The 15660-nt window shown below is 66.7% G+C and carries 19 protein-coding genes; 6 read left to right on the forward strand and 13 right to left on the reverse strand.

Annotated elements, in window-relative coordinates; all coding sequences use genetic code 11:
• Nucleotides 1-12 precede the first annotated feature (12 nt).
• From ACV7NO_RS17520 to ACV7NO_RS17575, 12 genes are all read right to left on the reverse strand, one after another.
• The gene (locus tag ACV7NO_RS17520) at nucleotides 13-1134 is read right to left on the reverse strand and encodes a hypothetical protein (RefSeq protein ID WP_463407222.1); all 1122 of its coding nucleotides are present in this window, start codon (nucleotides 1132-1134) and stop codon (nucleotides 13-15) included.
• 208 nt (nucleotides 1135-1342) lie between these two features.
• Nucleotides 1343-2041 (reverse strand): hypothetical protein, encoded by a 699-nt coding sequence (locus ACV7NO_RS17525; RefSeq protein WP_463407223.1) that lies wholly within the window; start codon nucleotides 2039-2041, stop codon nucleotides 1343-1345.
• On the reverse strand, nucleotides 2016-4049 hold the full coding sequence (gene gspD / locus ACV7NO_RS17530; RefSeq protein WP_463407224.1) for a type II secretion system secretin GspD: 2034 nt from the start codon (nucleotides 4047-4049) through the stop codon (nucleotides 2016-2018). The genes ACV7NO_RS17525 and gspD overlap by 26 nt, the downstream gene beginning before the upstream one ends.
• On the reverse strand, nucleotides 4046-4573 hold the full coding sequence (locus tag ACV7NO_RS17535; RefSeq protein ID WP_463407225.1) for a hypothetical protein: 528 nt from the start codon (nucleotides 4571-4573) through the stop codon (nucleotides 4046-4048). Before ACV7NO_RS17535 ends, gspD begins: the two co-directional genes overlap by 4 nt.
• Nucleotides 4555-5082, reverse strand: a complete 528-nt coding sequence (locus ACV7NO_RS17540; protein WP_463407226.1) for a hypothetical protein — start codon at nucleotides 5080-5082, stop codon at nucleotides 4555-4557. Before ACV7NO_RS17540 ends, ACV7NO_RS17535 begins: the two co-directional genes overlap by 19 nt.
• Nucleotides 5079-6107 carry a hypothetical protein gene (locus ACV7NO_RS17545; protein WP_463407227.1) on the reverse strand — a complete coding sequence of 343 codons (1029 nt, stop codon included), beginning with the start codon at nucleotides 6105-6107 and terminating at the stop codon, nucleotides 5079-5081. The genes ACV7NO_RS17540 and ACV7NO_RS17545 overlap by 4 nt, the downstream gene beginning before the upstream one ends.
• Nucleotides 6095-6673 carry a PulJ/GspJ family protein gene (locus ACV7NO_RS17550; RefSeq protein WP_463407228.1) on the reverse strand — a complete coding sequence of 193 codons (579 nt, stop codon included), beginning with the start codon at nucleotides 6671-6673 and terminating at the stop codon, nucleotides 6095-6097. The genes ACV7NO_RS17545 and ACV7NO_RS17550 overlap by 13 nt, the downstream gene beginning before the upstream one ends.
• Entirely contained in the window at nucleotides 6670-7038 is a 369-nt protein-coding gene (locus ACV7NO_RS17555; protein ID WP_463407229.1) for a type IV pilus modification PilV family protein, read from the reverse strand. Before ACV7NO_RS17555 ends, ACV7NO_RS17550 begins: the two co-directional genes overlap by 4 nt.
• Nucleotides 7035-7424 (reverse strand): type IV pilin protein, encoded by a 390-nt coding sequence (locus ACV7NO_RS17560; RefSeq protein WP_463407230.1) that lies wholly within the window; start codon nucleotides 7422-7424, stop codon nucleotides 7035-7037. The genes ACV7NO_RS17555 and ACV7NO_RS17560 overlap by 4 nt, the downstream gene beginning before the upstream one ends.
• The gene (gspG, locus tag ACV7NO_RS17565) at nucleotides 7414-7827 is read right to left on the reverse strand and encodes a type II secretion system major pseudopilin GspG (RefSeq protein WP_463407231.1); all 414 of its coding nucleotides are present in this window, start codon (nucleotides 7825-7827) and stop codon (nucleotides 7414-7416) included. The genes ACV7NO_RS17560 and gspG overlap by 11 nt, the downstream gene beginning before the upstream one ends.
• Nucleotides 7824-9032, reverse strand: a complete 1209-nt coding sequence (locus tag ACV7NO_RS17570) for a type II secretion system F family protein (protein WP_463407232.1) — start codon at nucleotides 9030-9032, stop codon at nucleotides 7824-7826. The genes gspG and ACV7NO_RS17570 overlap by 4 nt, the downstream gene beginning before the upstream one ends.
• The gene (locus ACV7NO_RS17575; protein WP_463407388.1) at nucleotides 9029-10651 is read right to left on the reverse strand and encodes a GspE/PulE family protein; all 1623 of its coding nucleotides are present in this window, start codon (nucleotides 10649-10651) and stop codon (nucleotides 9029-9031) included. The genes ACV7NO_RS17570 and ACV7NO_RS17575 overlap by 4 nt, the downstream gene beginning before the upstream one ends.
• A 132-nt stretch (nucleotides 10652-10783) precedes the next feature.
• Here ACV7NO_RS17575 and ACV7NO_RS17580 point away from each other — a divergent pair, with 132 nt between their 5' ends.
• The 6 genes from ACV7NO_RS17580 (at nucleotide 10784) to ACV7NO_RS17605 (ending at nucleotide 13977) form a co-directional block, all read left to right on the forward strand.
• Nucleotides 10784-11560, forward strand: a complete 777-nt coding sequence (locus ACV7NO_RS17580) for a hypothetical protein (RefSeq protein WP_463407233.1) — start codon at nucleotides 10784-10786, stop codon at nucleotides 11558-11560.
• A 136-nt stretch (nucleotides 11561-11696) separates the two neighbouring features.
• A complete protein-coding gene (locus tag ACV7NO_RS17585; protein ID WP_463407234.1) occupies nucleotides 11697-12167 on the forward strand; it encodes a LuxR C-terminal-related transcriptional regulator in 471 nt (156 codons plus the stop codon).
• Between the two features lie 24 nt (nucleotides 12168-12191).
• Nucleotides 12192-12575, forward strand: coding sequence for a hypothetical protein (locus ACV7NO_RS17590; RefSeq protein ID WP_463407235.1), 384 nt, complete (start codon nucleotides 12192-12194; stop codon nucleotides 12573-12575).
• A gap of 439 nt (nucleotides 12576-13014) precedes the next feature.
• Nucleotides 13015-13455 (forward strand): hypothetical protein, encoded by a 441-nt coding sequence (locus tag ACV7NO_RS17595; protein WP_463407236.1) that lies wholly within the window; start codon nucleotides 13015-13017, stop codon nucleotides 13453-13455.
• A 139-nt stretch (nucleotides 13456-13594) separates the two neighbouring features.
• Complete coding sequence (locus ACV7NO_RS17600; protein WP_463407237.1) at nucleotides 13595-13786, forward strand: hypothetical protein; 192 nt, start codon at nucleotides 13595-13597, stop codon at nucleotides 13784-13786.
• Nucleotides 13786-13977, forward strand: a complete 192-nt coding sequence (locus ACV7NO_RS17605) for a DUF6961 family protein (protein ID WP_463407238.1) — start codon at nucleotides 13786-13788, stop codon at nucleotides 13975-13977. The genes ACV7NO_RS17600 and ACV7NO_RS17605 overlap by 1 nt, the downstream gene beginning before the upstream one ends.
• A 557-nt stretch (nucleotides 13978-14534) precedes the next feature.
• On the opposite strand, the gene ACV7NO_RS17610 is transcribed toward ACV7NO_RS17605, so the two are convergent.
• Nucleotides 14535-15128, reverse strand: coding sequence for a hypothetical protein (locus ACV7NO_RS17610; RefSeq protein WP_463407239.1), 594 nt, complete (start codon nucleotides 15126-15128; stop codon nucleotides 14535-14537).
• Between the last annotated feature and the right edge of the window lie 532 nt (nucleotides 15129-15660).

Consider the following 15660-nt stretch of genomic DNA (forward strand, 5'->3'; position numbering starts at 1 on the left):
TCGACGGCAGCGCTATTGCGGTGTGACGGACACGCTATCGATCGCGGACGCACCGTGCTGGCCAGTGTTGCGGGCCGCGTAGGTGATCGCCATCGTCGGATTGTTCGCGGTGAACACGAGCGCGTAGGTCGCAAAGCCGTTGCCGGGCGTGACCGAAGTCGTCGCACCGCCAATGCTCACGTCGAGCGGATTGCCGGGATAGTTCGGCCGTGTCGCCGCACTGAACGACAGCCGGTACGCCTGCCCCGATACAAGGCCCGAGACGTTCTGCGTCATCGTCCCGGCATACCCATCCGCCGATGACTGCACGAACCCGGTCTGGTTGCCGTCGGGCGCCGACGCGAACGCGAACGCCGAGTTGTTCGACGAAATGCCCGCCACGCTCTGGAAGGTCTGGCCCGAGACGGACGGGTTATAGGTAAAGCCGGTACTATATCCGGTCACGACGGGGTTCTCGAACGAGGCGTTCGCAACCGTCGGCATTGGAACCGATGCCAGCGTCACGGTCACCTGATCGAGCCCGGTTGCGGTATCGCTACCGGTCTGTGCGGTACGGAACGTGATGCTTGCGCTGGTGCCGGTCGCGGTGAAGGCTGCGCTGTTGAAGGGCTGGAAACCGGGCGACAGGTTGAACGTGCCAAGCGACGCTCCGCCAACTGACACGCCGACGTTCGTCGCAGCGAATCCGGGGCGGTACACTGCCCAGAAATTGATCTTGTAGCTGGCCCCCACCGTCAGGCCGGTTACCGTCTGGGTTACGGTGCCGACGCTTGATGGATCACCACTTTGAAGAAAGGCGATTTGACTGCCATCGGGCGCGTTCGGAAATCCCCATGCCGTTCCATTCGCGGTCAGACCTGCATTCCCGCTGAACGACATACCTGTAGGTGCGGTGAACGACCCGCGATACGCATAACCCCCGTTCATCGACGGCGTCTCGAACGATCCGTTGACGACGCTCGTCGACGCCCCCGAGGCGGGTACGCCGCTCACGATCACAGCGTTGCGATTGCCGGTAACGTCATGGTCGTACGTGACCGATGCGCCGGAGTTGGGGCCCCCGCTGTGCTGCGCGGTGACCAGGCGGCCGAGCGCATCATAGGTATAGGTGACGGTCTCCCCAGCGTACGTCATCGAGGCGCACAAGACCAGACACGGCGCGAGCAAGGCGCGCCGACACATCGTTCCGCTAATCACGCAACCCCCCGCTTTCAGCCTGCCCCCAGGCCAGCAACATTGGAATGCGATACGCGCCCGTCTCCAGTCAACGCTCGTTCCGTGACAGATACGGACATATTGGTCCGTTTCCGTTGTATGTCGAAATCATGACCGCGCAGGATCTTTAACTTTGTCCGCAATCTCCATCACCTAGCATTGCTGTGATGATCACCGGATTGGTTCCACCGGGTGTCATGCGCACGATCAGTCCCTGCTGCCTCCCTTGAGATGACAATGTCAGCGCACGGATCGCATCGAACGGGCGGCCGGCCGCTGGTGCGGCCAAACCCGATGCGAACGTGAAGTCCAGTGCCCGGCAGGGTGCGATGCGATGACGCGCCATCATTGCCTCCAGCTCGGCAAAGGACCCGATCCGCCGTTTCGCCGCGCGGAGAGTGCCAAGCTCGGCAAGCAGCGCCGCCCGCTCCGCTGCGTCGGTGCCAGCGCCGCGCAACGCATCGTCGATGAGCGGCATGTCCGCATCATTGATGTCGATCCGCGTCGCCTCGCTCGACAGCGTGACCGCTATCGCCTGCCCGTCGATGACGACCGAACCCGACGCGGGCAACTGCCACCAGGGACTGCGCACACCTCTCAGGATCCGATCCGCCACCACCGTCTGGATCGCGCTCTCGCGCGCCTGGGCGTCGCGATAGTCGTCGCGCGCAGACGCGATTCTGTCGGATGCCTGGTTCGCGCGCAATAGCATCAGCGCCACGATCGACGCCATCAGCACCAGCAGCCACAGCACCGCGATCAGGACGAATCCGCGCTCGCCGGATGCGGGCGGCAAGGCGTCAGCGACGTGGCGCAGGCCTGCCACTCACCTGCCTCTGTAGCGCCCGGTCGACCAGCGGCCGGACATCCTCCAGACCCGTCATCAGCGCATCGACCGTCGCGCGCATGTCCTGCGGCGATCGGATCACCGTCGGCGTCAGCAGGATGATGAGCTCGGTGCGCGTGCCGGTATTCGACTGCGTCCCGAATAGCCCGCCGACGACCGGGATCTGGCTGAGCAGCGGGATCCCCGACTTCGTCCGCGACACCCGGTCGCGGATCAGCCCACCGAGCGCAATCATCTGACCGCTCTGCGTCGCGACCGTGCTGGCGAGGCGGCGCTGCTGGATCGTTGGCGAATTGATCCCCGACGTCGTCGTGGTCGACACGTCGCTCACCTCCTGCGCGATGTCGAGCGTCACCGTCCCGCTGTCGTTGACCCGCGGCGTCACCTTCAGGATCACGCCGGTGTCGCGCAGCTCGATGCTGTTGACGATCGGCGCGCCGGGCGCCGCCACGCTTTGCGATTGCTGGATCACGATCGGCACCTGATCGCCGACCTGCAATGTCGCGGTCTGGTTGTTAAGCACCATCAGCTTGGGCGCCGACAGGACGCGGACATTGGTACGCGACTGCAGCGTGTTGAGCACCGCCTGCGCGGTGTTGCCGAGTACCGAGACCGAGAAGCCGGGAAAGATCGAGGTCGGAATCGGGGTCGCAGCACTCGAATGGACGATGCTGGTCTCCTTGCTGAGCACGTTGAAATTGACCCCGAACCGCAGGTCCCGCGTCAACGTCACCTCTGCCAGCGTCGCCTCGATCAGCACTTGCGCGACCGGCTGGTCGAGCTTCTGGAGCGCGTCGCGGATGAAGTCATACTCCTCACCATCCGCATAGATCAGCAGCGAATTGTTGGGTTCGTTGGGGACGATCCGGGGCCCGCGCTGGTTGGCGGGGACGACCTCGGGGGCTTCGGACCCCGGCAAGGGCGTCTGCGCGCCGATCACGTCGGACGGCGCCGCGGACGCCGGGGTGCCGCCCATCCCACCCGTCCCGCCGGTCGCCCCCGTTCCGGTCCCGAGCGCAAATGCCGTCGCTGGACCAGGCTGCGGATCGACGGGCGTCGAACCGCTCGTGGTCGCAACCCCCAGCACCCGCTGGAGCGACGACGCCAGATCGCGCGCGCGGCCGTTCTGCACCGCATAGCTGTAGAGCCGGCGCTTGCCCGACACCCCCGAATCGAGCCGCCGGATCCACGGCTCGACCTTCGCGATGTCCGCGCGATCCGACGCGATCACCAGCATCGAGCGCAACCGCGCGAGCGGCACCAGACGGACGCGAGAGCCGATGATGTCGTACGGCGGCTGGAAGATCTTCTGGAGTTCGGCGCGCAGCGTGTCGGCATCGACATTCTCGAGCCGGAACAGCTCGAAATTCATGCTGGCAAGACTGTCGACATCGAGGCGCTCGATCAACCGGCGCGCGGCACCCCGTTCGTCGGCGGTGCCCGTCAGGATGATCTGGTTCGACGCCTCGTTGGTGCCGGCGACCACCTCCTTGCCGAGCAACTGCTGCAGCACGCGTCCGATCTCTCGCGCGCTGGCACGCTTGAGCGTCACGATCTCGCTCGCGAAGCCTGCGACCGGCGGCGATGCGCCGGTGGTCGCCCCATCCGTCGTCGGACCGTCCGACGCCAGCGGCGCACGCGCGCGTGCCTGTGCGATCGGCACGACCCGGTAGCCCTTCCCGGCCGCCACGATCGCGGCATCGACCGACCGCAGCGCCCCCTCGAGCAGCGGCACCAGTTGCGCGCGCGATACCGGTTGCGGCGTCCGCAACGTGATATTGCCCTGCACCGCGGGATCGACCGAATAGTCGACGCCGAGCATCGACCCGAGCACCGCATCGACGACCCGTTTCGCATCGGCGTCGACAAAGGCGAGCCGATAGCCGTCCTGAACCTCGGTACGCGCACCACGCGATGTCTGTGCCAGCACCGGTGGCGCAAGCACCAGCGCGCTCAACGCCACGGGCACAAGTATCAGAGCCTTCATTGTGGGGGTTCCGTCGTCGGGGCAGCGCCGGTCGAGGCCTGCCGGTTGCCGTAATCGAGCGCGACGCTGCGCCGCTCGCCTGCTTTCGAAAGATCGACGCGCGATGCCGTGATGCGCGCGATCGTCCAGCCGCCGACCGCCTCGCCGACGCCCGCCGTCACCGTCTGCCCGCCCGCGTCCTTGAGGAGCGCGACCGCCCGGCCGCGCGGTGCGACCACCGTCCCGACCAGCCTGGGCGGGTCCGCGGCGGGTGCCGGCGTGGAAGCGAGGTCTGCGACCGGAGCGATCACCCCGGTGGTGTCGACGACATCGCTACGGGTCGGCGAGAAGGGCGGCGCGACCGCCGCCATGTCGAGCGACGGCGTCTCGATCGCGGGCAGCACGGTCACGACGATCGGGGCCACGCCCTCGATCGCGACCGGCGTTTCGCGCAACGCCCATGCGGGCACCGCGACCGCGGTCGCCGCGGCGCCCGCGATCGCGATCCAACGCGTCCGGACGAGGCTCATCGATGCGACGCCCATGCCACCTCCAGCGTTCCCGCGAGACGCAACTGTCCGGGCTGTCCGTCGACCGCCACGATCTCCCACGCGGCGAACCGCATCACCGGCCGGCTCCGCTCGATCTCCTGAACCAGCGCCATGATCGCAGCCGTGGGTCCCTGTGCTCCCACCCGCGCTGCGATCCGCTGACCCGGCACTGGCCGTGCGAGCGGCGTGACATCGAGACCCGCCAGCCCGGCACGACCCGCGATCGACCGCAGACGCGCGGCCAGCGCGACCTGCGCCCGTGCGCCACTGGCCGCCGCGATCGTCAGCCCGGGCGGCAGCGGCTGGCTGGTCGGAAGCGGCGGACGCGACGCGATCGCGGCCGTCCGCGCCAGCCGCTCGCGCGACGCCGCGAGCGCATCGAGGCTCGTACCGATCAGCGCGGTCACCGGCAGCACGACCAACCGCAACGCAAGCAGGATCGCCAGCACCAGAAGCCCAACCGCGACGATACGTCGCATCGGCGGGGACAGCGCATCGATCATCGCGGCAACTCCCAGGTCAGCCGCACCCGCCCCGCCTCGATAGGCGTCTGATCGCGCAGCTGCGCGCCCGTCGAAACGAGCGCCGCCTCTACCGCGTCGGGCGCACTCGTCTCGATCTCGAGCGTCAACGGCCCGGCCGGCGACGCGATCGCGCGGCGCGCATAGGCGGTGCCGGGCAGGATCCGCGCGATCGCATCGAGCGTCTTCGTCGCCGATCGCCGCGCCAGGATCGGGCGCAGCGCGGTCCGCGCCGCCTCCGCATCGCGCAGCCGGCGCTCGGCCGCGATCCGCGGCGCCGCCTGGTGGCGGAGAAACGCGGTCTGGCTGTCATTCCCCTGCGTCTCGATCCACGCGAGCGCCACGATCAACACCGGGATCGTGGCGAGCAACGCCGCCGCCACCCCGAACGCCTGCCGGTTTCGCCGCCAATCGGTCGTCCGGCTGCCGTCATGCCCGGGCACGAGATCGATCACGCGCGCGTCGCGCACTGCCGCGATGCCGGGCAGCGGCAAGTCGTGCTGCCCGAACAGGCTCGACAGTTGCGCGATGCGCTCGCTCTTCACCATCGCGATCGCGGCGGTGATCGATGTACGATCGCTTCCGACGACGCGCGGCACCCACAGGATCTGCGCAACCGGCACCGGCGACACGGTATCGAGTTGCAGCGCGACCGCGGACCGAAGCCGCGTCCGCGCCTGCCGCGGCAACGCGAGCGTGGCGATATAGCTCTGCGGCGACGGCAGCAGGAGCCGCGCGCGGCTGCCCTCGACGATCCGCGCCATCTCGTCCCACGCCTCGGCGTCGAGCGCCTCGACCGGGCGCGCATCGACGAACCGGATCCGTTCGCCGCGCTCGATCCGCACGATCTCGACCCGGTCGGCGAACAGTGTGATGTCCGCCGACGGCACCCGATCCGGCCTGCGCAACGCCGCGGGCAGCATCGCGGCCAGTTCCGCGATCCACCACGCCCAGGCGGCAGCGGCCATCGCGCCATAGGGCCGGAGGCGGTCGATCAGTCGCGGCATGTCAGCGATACCGGGTCGAAGCGGCATGCCCCCCCGCCATTGATCTGCGGTGACGCGACGAGCCGCGACGTCCGCCCCTGCCGATCGACCACGACGAGCGCAATCGTCCGCGGAAGTGACGGTCGCGCCGCGTCCGCAACCTCGCCATAGGCGAAGCGCGCCGAACGCAGTCCCGCCAGCAGGACCGTCTCCGGGGGCGTGCGGTCGACCTGTCCCGGTTCGGGGATCACCCTTGCGGTCACGGCCGTGCCATCCTTGCGCGCGACGGTCGCCAGTTCGAGCTTCACCGGCCCGACCGGGCCAAGGGCCTGCGGCGGCGGGATCGTCAACACCAGCCGATCCGCGTCGAGAACGGGAGCGTCGTCGCGATCGGGGCTCAATGCGGCTTCCACGAACCGCGCAAACGCCACGCCCGCATCCACGATGCGCGTCTGCTCGCCCGTAGCGCCCTGACGCCGCCAAGCCTGCGTCGTTCCCGCCATCGCCCAGCCGAGGCCGACGAGCAGCAGCGCCCCCGCGACCATCGCGACGAGCAGCTCGACCAGCGTGAACCCGTTGCGCCTCATGCCCGCGGCATCGCCTTCAGCCGTCGCGCGCCGGCGGTGAAAAGAGTGCGGCCAAGGGCGTCGGATACCGTCACCTGCATTTCGCTGAGCACCAGCAATCCGCGCGGATCCGCCATCACCCCCATCTCGCGCAGCGACCAGTGCAGCGCCTGCTCATCGCCCTCCTGCGTCCCTTCGGCGAACGGCCCGACCTTACGCTCTTCGAGCATCGCGCGCCCGAGAATGAACGCGCGCGCACGCGCGTCGTTGACCTGGCTGCGCCCGACCGCCTGCCACTCGCCGCGCATCAAGATCGTCAGCAGCAGCGCGGTCACCACGAACGCAACCAGCACCTCGACCAGCGTGAACCCGCGCTCGCGCCTCATCGCGCAGCAACCACAGCGCCGGTCAGCCAGTCGATCGAGGCGACGCGTCGCCCCGCCAGACTGATGCTCCCGCCCGACGACGATCCGTCCGGGAAGACGATGATCGTGTCAGTACGCCTTCCGCGCCGGTCGGTGTAGACCGCCTCCGCCGCGATCGCGCGTGGCGAAATCGATTGCGGCTTGCCCGTCGTCCGCGCCGTCGCACGCGCCGTGGCGAGCGCCTCCTCGAGCGTGGCACCGGCACGGCCGGCGTCGATCGCGCCCGACCGCGTCCGAAGAACCGGAAGCGCCACCGCCATCAGCACCCCCATGATCGCGAACACCACCATCAGTTCGATCAGCGTGAAGCCGGACGCGCCGCCGCCGCGGAACCCGTCACCGCGCATAGACGAGGTCCGCGTCGTCCCCCGTCCCGCCCGCCTTGCCATCGGCCCCGAGCGATTGGAGTTCGAACCCCTTTGCGGTCGTCCGATAGATCAGCTTGCGCCCCCACGGGTCGATCAGCTGCGTCTGTTCGCGGAGATAGGGACCCGTCCAGGTGCCCACGCCCTGCGGCGCAGTCCACAGCACGTCGAGCCCCTGCTGGTCGGTGGGCTCGCCTCCGGTGTCGAGCTGAAACGCATGAATCCCCTGTCCCACCGTCTCGAGCTGGATCTTGGCCGCCTTCCACTTCGCACCGCCCAGCATCCGCATGAGCTGCGGCACCGCGACCGCCGCGATCAGCCCGATCACGACCAGCACGATCAGCATTTCCATGAGCGTGAACCCGCGCTCGCGTCGCGATCTCATCCGGCAAAATCCCCCAGTGCGAAAATCCCGAGCATCACCCCGCCCACCAGCAGCGCGACGATTCCGCCCAGCGTCATGATCGCGATCGGATTGGCGAGCGCCACGATACGGTCGATCCGCGCGGTCGCCGCATCGGCCAGGATCTCGCTGGCCTGCCGGCACGTCGATGCCAGCGATCCCGTCCGCTCGCCCACCTCGATCAGCCGGATCGCGGTGCGCGGCACGAATCGCGTCGCCTGCAAGGCCTGCGAGAGCCGTTGCCCTTCACGCACCCGATCCGTCGCAAGCGCGATCTGCGCGCGCCAGCGCCGGCTCCCGATCGCGCTGCGCGCCAGCTCGAGCGCGCCGACCACCCTGACGTCGTTGGCGACCAGCATCCCGAGCAATCCGGTGAACTGCGCCGCCAGATATTGATCGCGCAGCGCCGCCCCCGGAATACGCGCACGCAGTGCATCATACCGCGCATCGGCAGCCAGCGCGCGAACGAGCATGACGACGGCCACCGGCAATGCGACCGCGATCCCCGCCAGCGCGACGCCATGGCGGTCGATCGCGTCGGACAGCGCCAGCACCATCCGGGTCAGTGCCGGAAGCCGGTCTTCCTGCCCGCGAAAGATCGGTGCGAACTGCGGCACGACGACCGTCAGCACCAGCACCAGCGCCAGCGCCGTCGCGACCAGCACCGCGGCGGGATAGGTCAGCGCGGTAACGAGCAGGCGACGCGTCCGCGACGCCTGCGCGAGACGGTCGGCAAGCGACGTCAGCGCACTCCCGAGCTGCCCCGAGCGTTCCGCGGAGCGCACGACGCCGACGACATAGCCCGGAAACATCCGCTGCGCCTCGATCGCGCTCGCCAGCCCCTGTCCCTCGCGCACCGCCGCCAGCATGTCGCGCAACAGCGCGCGTTGCCGCGCCTTCGGCGCTTGATCGCGCAGCAGGTCGAGCGACCGGTCGACCGGGAGCCCCGAGCGCACGAGCGCCGCCAATTGCCCCATCACGAGCGCCTGCTCCGCCAGACCGATACCTCCCAGTCGCACCGGCTGGTTGAGCCGTTCGACGACGCCCATCCGCCCCGAGCGGATATCGAGCGGGGTGAACCCGCTCGCGCTCAACGACGCCGCCGCCTGCCGCGCGTCGACTGCCTCGACCCGACGCCAGTCGACGCGACCGGCTTCGGTCGCGACCAGGCACCGATATTCGGTCATGCGATGTCGACGACCCGCTGGATCTCGGCGATCGAGGTGCGGCCTTCAGCCACGAGCGCCAGCCCGTGCGCCAGCAGCGTATGATCGGCCGACTGGACCAGATCCTCGATCGCGTCGCGTCTCACCGCATCGCGCGCTGCATCGTCGAGTTCGAAGATCTCGATGATCGGCGCCCGCCCGCGATATCCGCTGCCGCCGCACCGGACGCACCCGACCGCCTCGCGCACCGTGCCGGGCGCCTCGACGCCGTGGCGTCCGAACAGTGCGCGGTGCACCGGCGCGAGCGGCACGGCGCTGGCACAGTCCGCGCACAACACGCGTACCAGCCGCTGTGCGATTGCCGCGATCACCGTCGACGCGGTCAGATACGGCTCGATCCCGATATCGGTCAGCCGGGTGAATGCCCCCGTCGCACTGTTCGTATGGAGCGTCGACAATACCAGATGCCCGGTCAACGCCGCGCGCATCGCGATTTCGGCCGTCTCCGCATCGCGGATCTCCCCGATCATCAGGATGTCGGGATCCTGTCGCAGGAACGCCCGGAGCGTGGCCGCATAGCTCAGCTCGATCTCGGGCCGCACCTGGACCTGGTTGATCCCGTCGAGCAGCACCTCGACCGGATCCTCGACGGTCAGGATCTTCACGTCGGGCCGCCGCAGCCGGTTGATCGCGGCATACAGCGTCGTCGTCTTGCCGCTGCCCGTCGGTCCGGTCAGCAGGATGATCCCGTGCGGGCGGTCGAGCACCGCGTGCAGTCGCGCCAGCACCTGCGGCGGCAGGCCGAGCTTTTCCAGATCGAGCGGCACTTCGGCCCGGCCGAGGATCCGCATCACGATGCTCTCGCCATGCGCAATCGGCGAAGTCGAGACACGGACATCGACATCGCGGCCCCGCACCGTGATCCGAAGCCGCCCGTCCTGCGGCAGCCGCGTCTCCGCGATGTCGAGCGCGGCGATAACCTTCACGCGCGAGGCGATCGCGTCGGCCAGCGCAACCGGATGCTCCTCGATCTCGATCAACCGCCCGTCGATCCGGAACCGCACCGCGACCCGGCGCGCCATCGGCTCGATATGGACGTCCGACGCGCGCCGATCCACCGCCTCGGTCAGCAGCCGCTGCACCAGCCGGATCACCGGTGCATCGGACTCACCCTCGACCATCCGCGCGAGATCGTCGACGCCGTGCCCGACCGCAGCCACGTCCACGACCTCCTCGGGATCGGTGCCGATCGCCTCGAGGATATCGGAAAAGCTCGCGGTCGCGCGGGGCAGTTCCGCGGTTCCAAGCGCGAACGCCGCCGCGATCGCCACCTCGTCATCGTCAGGGTCGCCCATTGCAAGCAGGAAGCCGGTCTTGGTCGTGACGGGGACGATCGCGGCCTTGCGCAGGTATCGCACGTTCAGGCCGTCCGGGCTGGCCTGTGCAAGCGCGTCGCGCCCCAGCAACGGTGTGTCGGTCGTCTCCGACAGAATAGGCGCGAGATCGACCTCGGCGATCATGCCCAGCCGGACCAGCGTGGCCGGCAGTCGTCGCCCCGATGTCCCCGCCAGCGAACGCGCGCGCTCGAGATCGGCGGCGCTCACCAGCCCGCCGTCGATGATCTTCGTCTCGAACGCCATCGATGTCACACGCAACCCCCGGCAGACCATAGACCGGCCGATGACCCTGCCTATCGTGACTATGTCGGTTTCCGTTCAATCTGCCGGCGGGGCGACTGGCGCCGCGACGACCGATCGGCGAAACCTCCTCGCGTGGCGTTCCAGATCGTCGAACAGGACCGGATCGCGCAGCGGTTGGGCAGCAGAGGCCGCGTGGCCGTCCCGACGGCCCTACGCCGTCCGATCGCGGCGGGGCTTTCGGTTCTGGTCACGTCGGCGATGCTATGGGCCTTGATCTCCCGTCTCGTGGCGGCCGTCGAACCGGCGCATCGCCCCGATACCGCCGCGCTCAAGGTGTTCACCGTTGCGAACCCATCGGACACGCCGGCACTCCGGGCCGAGCCGGTCACGAAGTCAGCCTCGGCCCCGCCCCCGCGAACGCCGGTCGTCCCGCCGCTACCGCCAGTACCCGCGGAATGGACGACCGCGCGAATTCGCGTTTCCATCCCCGCGCTGCTCGCTCCGTCCGAAACATCCGTTCCAGCGCCGGCGATCGCGTCAGGTCCAGCGGGCGCAACCGGCTCCGCATCGGCCGGTGGGGGAGGCTATGATCCCTATGCGGGCGCCACGCCGATGCGACGCGAGGGCCCCGTCACCGCCAACGGACTGGCGTCGCAGACCGCCAGCGTCGACCGGTTGATGCTCGAGGCGATCCACGGCATGCTGCGCGCACGCGTTCCCGGATTGCGCGGGCAGGTGATGATCCTTGTCGTCGTTACGCCCGATGGCAGGGCGTCTTCGATCGAACGGCTTCAGGGCTCCGTCGGCAGCAAAGCCGACGAGATGCTTTCGGAGCTCCTGCGAACGTTCGGACGATTCCCGCCAACCGGAAAGAGCTATCGACTGCGATTGCCTGCTTTCACGTTTTAGGGTGACCGCGACCGCTAAGCCGGCTGGCTAGTGGTTCGGTCATCATTGCGACCTAGCTCTAGGCCGGTCCCTCCAAAATGGAGGCTTTCCGCAATTTTGCCGCGGCATCCGCAAACGATGTAGGTATCCCACCAATATGGTGGAAACGCGCATCGAATATCGAATCGCCGAGCTTTCTCCGGCTCAGATAGATTGCCTGCGCCTCGTTGCATCGGGGGTATCTAAATCGAAGGCGATTGCTCGCGAACTGAACCTGCAGCCGGGCACGGTCGACACGTATCTGTCACGCGCGTGCAAGCTGCTCGACGCGGATACGAGGCAGATCGCGGCAGAGAGGTATCTTGACGCTCTTAACGGTCCTGCCCAGAATTCTGGATCGCTTTCTCGATCCAGATCGGACCGCCTTGGCAATCCCACGACGGCAGGTTCTTCTCGTCCAACCACCGGGGTTCGGTGGTTGTTCGACGTCCCTCCGATCGGAGGCATCGAACAAGACCTTAACTGGATTGAGAAGACGCTCGCGATCCTCCGGATTGCCATAGTCTCGCTGTGCCTACTCGCGATCATCATCGTCGCCGGGGCCGGACTGCTATGGCTGGCCGGATAACGCAGCAGTCTCGGGAGACGGGAAATGCCGCACGTTCCAATGTCAGCCGCTACGATAATTTCTGAAGAGGTCAACGCGCTGATCACCGCGCAGGATGACGCCCTGCTGGCCAATCAGATGCTTTTTGTGTCCATCATCAAAACCGCTCGTAACGCACGCGTGGCGTTCAAGGACGAACAGCAGATGTTTGCCACGCTTCACGCCAGTTCGACCAAGATGCTCGAAACGCGGTGGGCTATCGGGAACAGCCTCAAAATGGTTCGCAACCTCGCTGTTCGCTGCGGCGCTGCAGAAGTGATGGAAGGCTGCTCCGGTCCTTGCCCCGCGAGCGCCATGATTGGCGATGAGCCGAACGACGGCCCGTCCCATGCGCTTGCGGCTATGAATACCGCTCGCATCGACGCGTAAGGGGCAGCGGCCAGGCTTATGATTCAATCTCTGTTCCTGGCTGCACCTTACGTTTTCTGGACTCTCGTCCTTCTAGCATGCGGCACCGCCGCATCGCTTGGGGGCAAGGAGGGGCGATGGATAGCCTTATTCTATGTCGCGGCCTGTGCCGCGACGAACGTTGCAACTCGTGTCGACTGGGATTGGACGAGGCCGAACTATCTGGTTCTGGCGATCGACGCGCTACTTCTGGCAGCCCTTTATGCCGTCGCATTGAGCAGTCGCCGGTGGTGGCCGCTGTGGATTACCGGTCTGCATCTCCTGACGGTATGTGCGCATATCAGCGCGATCATCGCTCCCTCGTTCGGGGGACGATTCTACTTCGTTCTAGAGGCGCTCTGGTCACTACCCAAAATGGCGGTGCTTCTCTTCGGAGTAATGGCCGACTGGCGGGTACGGCATGAAGCCAGAGTTCGGAAGAACACATACTGACAGCATCGAACAGGCGACGTTGTCAGTAGCCCTGCGAAGGGCAGCGAAACAAAATTATGGCGACCTGGTAGAGGAAGCTGATCCCGCCACCAACATTGTGGTGGTAAAACGCTACATTCGGCAACGTGATCTAAGAGCCAAGCTTTTCCCGCCGGGCCTTCTTGCAGATCCGGCATGGGACATTCTCGTAGACCTCTACGCCGCCACTGCCGAAGGTGCCCAAGTCTCGGTGTCGAGCGCTTGTATTGCGGCGAGGGTGCCAGCCACCACCGCCCTGCGTTGGGTTGGCAAATTATGCGAAGAGGGAATGATCAACCGGCACAGTGACCCATTGGACGGACGACGACACTTCCTGACTTTGACGCCGGTCGCTGTCGAAGCATTAAATCGTTGGTTCGCAAGAGCCTGAAGCGCAGAGCAGCAAAAATTGGACGCCCTTCCGTCTCTATAACGGACTATCGAAGGCCCGTTTACGTTCACTACGTGGTTGAGCGCCTAGCAGCGTCGGCTACCCTGCAGAGTGCCGACTCACCGGCTGGAGGGATGCCATGCTTCGTTCTGTTCTTCTTGCCACCGCGTTGCTGTCGTTCGGCGCGGTGCCCGCCAATGCCGTTGCGTGTCGCGATGCCAAGGGCAAGTTCATCAAATGCGCGGACAAGGCGCCTGCAAAGCCGGTCCGTTGCAAGGATGCAAAGGGCAAGTTCGCAAAGTGCGGAACGCCGGGTGCAAAGCCCGCCTGATGAATGCCGAGCAGGAGCGCTGGGCCGAAGCTCTCACGATCGACCGGATGTATGGTGACGACGCTCCTGCCTGGGTCGCCGACAGGATCGGCGACCTGGCATCTGCGGGCGATGCCGGTGGCGTCGCTCGCATGCTTCTGATCGCCCGAAGAATTGATGAGCTGCGTGCGGCGGGCGTGCGGCTCCATTGAACCGGCGGGATGAATGGTATCGGGCATGGCGGGGGGAGGAACGACGCCGCCCCGCTCCGGTATCCGGTGTAAGAGATATGGCAATCTTTGCCGTGGCGACCGCAGCGCTGATCGCGCTTCTCGCGGGCAGCTGGTCGTGATTGCGGCTTTACCAATGGTTTTCGAGTGTCAGGTCGTCAGGGTTCATGATGGTGACGGTCCCATCTGGTGTGCCAATGGGATAAAAGTCCGTGTCGCGGGCATTCAAGCGCCTGATTTCGAAACTGCCAGCCCTTGTCGCCAGCGGCGCTCAGAATATGTCTGTGATGATCGGCGTGCGAGGGAAAGCCAACGGACCGTCGAGCAGCTGACACTAGGCCGGAGGCTGTCGTGTCAGCCGGTCGACCGTAGCTACAGCAGGGTGGTGGCACGATGCACCCTGCCCGACGGGCGATCGCTGTCCTGCGCAATCCTGGCAACCGGTGCGGCGGTCCGGTGGGATCGATACTGGCGCAGCTACCGCATGGGCCAATGCCGTTAGTGCGGGCGCCAGCGTAAGGGCCGGCGCCCGGGCCAGCCTATTTACCGGTTTTCACGGCACCCTCGACTGGAACCGATGCCGCCGGTGCAACTACCATTGGAGCAGGCCCGGCGCCTGCGGCAAAAGCGACCGGCACGTCCTCGTCGATGAACGCCGTGACCGGCGCGCCGAGCGGAATCTTGGCACTGGTGCCCGTCGTGAAAAAGCCAGCGATCGGCAAGACTGCGATGGCGCCGACGACGCCTGCGGTTCCGGTCGTGCCCTTGTCGTCGAGCGAACCGCTCAATCGGATCTGGCGTCCGTTCGCACGGACATAGAGAACACGGGCATTGATCTTGCCGGACTTGCCCCACATGCCCTTGTTGCGCACATCGGTCACTTCACCGACCGCGGGGCTGCCAGCCGGAATCACGACGCTACCATTCAGCATCACGGCCTCTGCCGTCTCGAGGTTGAAGCGCTGTCCGACTTTCAAGTTCTTGCCCTTCGTCGTCAGGCCTTCCGCCATCTTCAGCGGCACCTGCGTACCGACGCGCAGAACGGTATCCGCGGATGCGCCGACCGTGACCGAAGGCGGCGACGCTGGTTGAACGATCGCGGTCTGCGCGCTGGCAGCGATCGGCAACACCATGGACGCGCCCGCAAGCGCGCAAAGCAATCCTCTCATACTTCATTTCCCCCCGGATACAGGTCGGTCCCCCCGACCAGACACTCATCAGATGTTTCAGCAGCTTGCGTGTCAAGCATCGACGTCGGGGTCAGACACCGTAGCGCTTGTTACCCCCGCTGGTGATGCAATAGCGGCCGCCTCTCGGGCCAACACACACGTCGCCGCCATTGCACGGGCATTGACCGCTCGCCGCCTCCCCCCGTGTGCCATAGGATCCCCGGGATCCACGAACACGGGTCGTGTGCATCTTTGCGACCGAGTGCGATGATCGCCTCGCATCCGCATCGGTACTCAGGCAGCCGGCCGCTAACAGCGCCAGACACCCGGCCAACATCGCACTTTTCATATTCTCTCCCCCGTTTCCACGCCAGACTATTGGCATGCGCCACCCCGGACAGCGCTTACCGCCGAAATGGACCTTGTTCAGAAGAAGTGGGCGAGCTGTCCTTTCCGACGGGGGTTGTTGAGTATTGCTCGACTTCGCAGTGCACCA

Source organism: Sphingomonas sp. Ell38C01, from assembly GCF_055231975.1.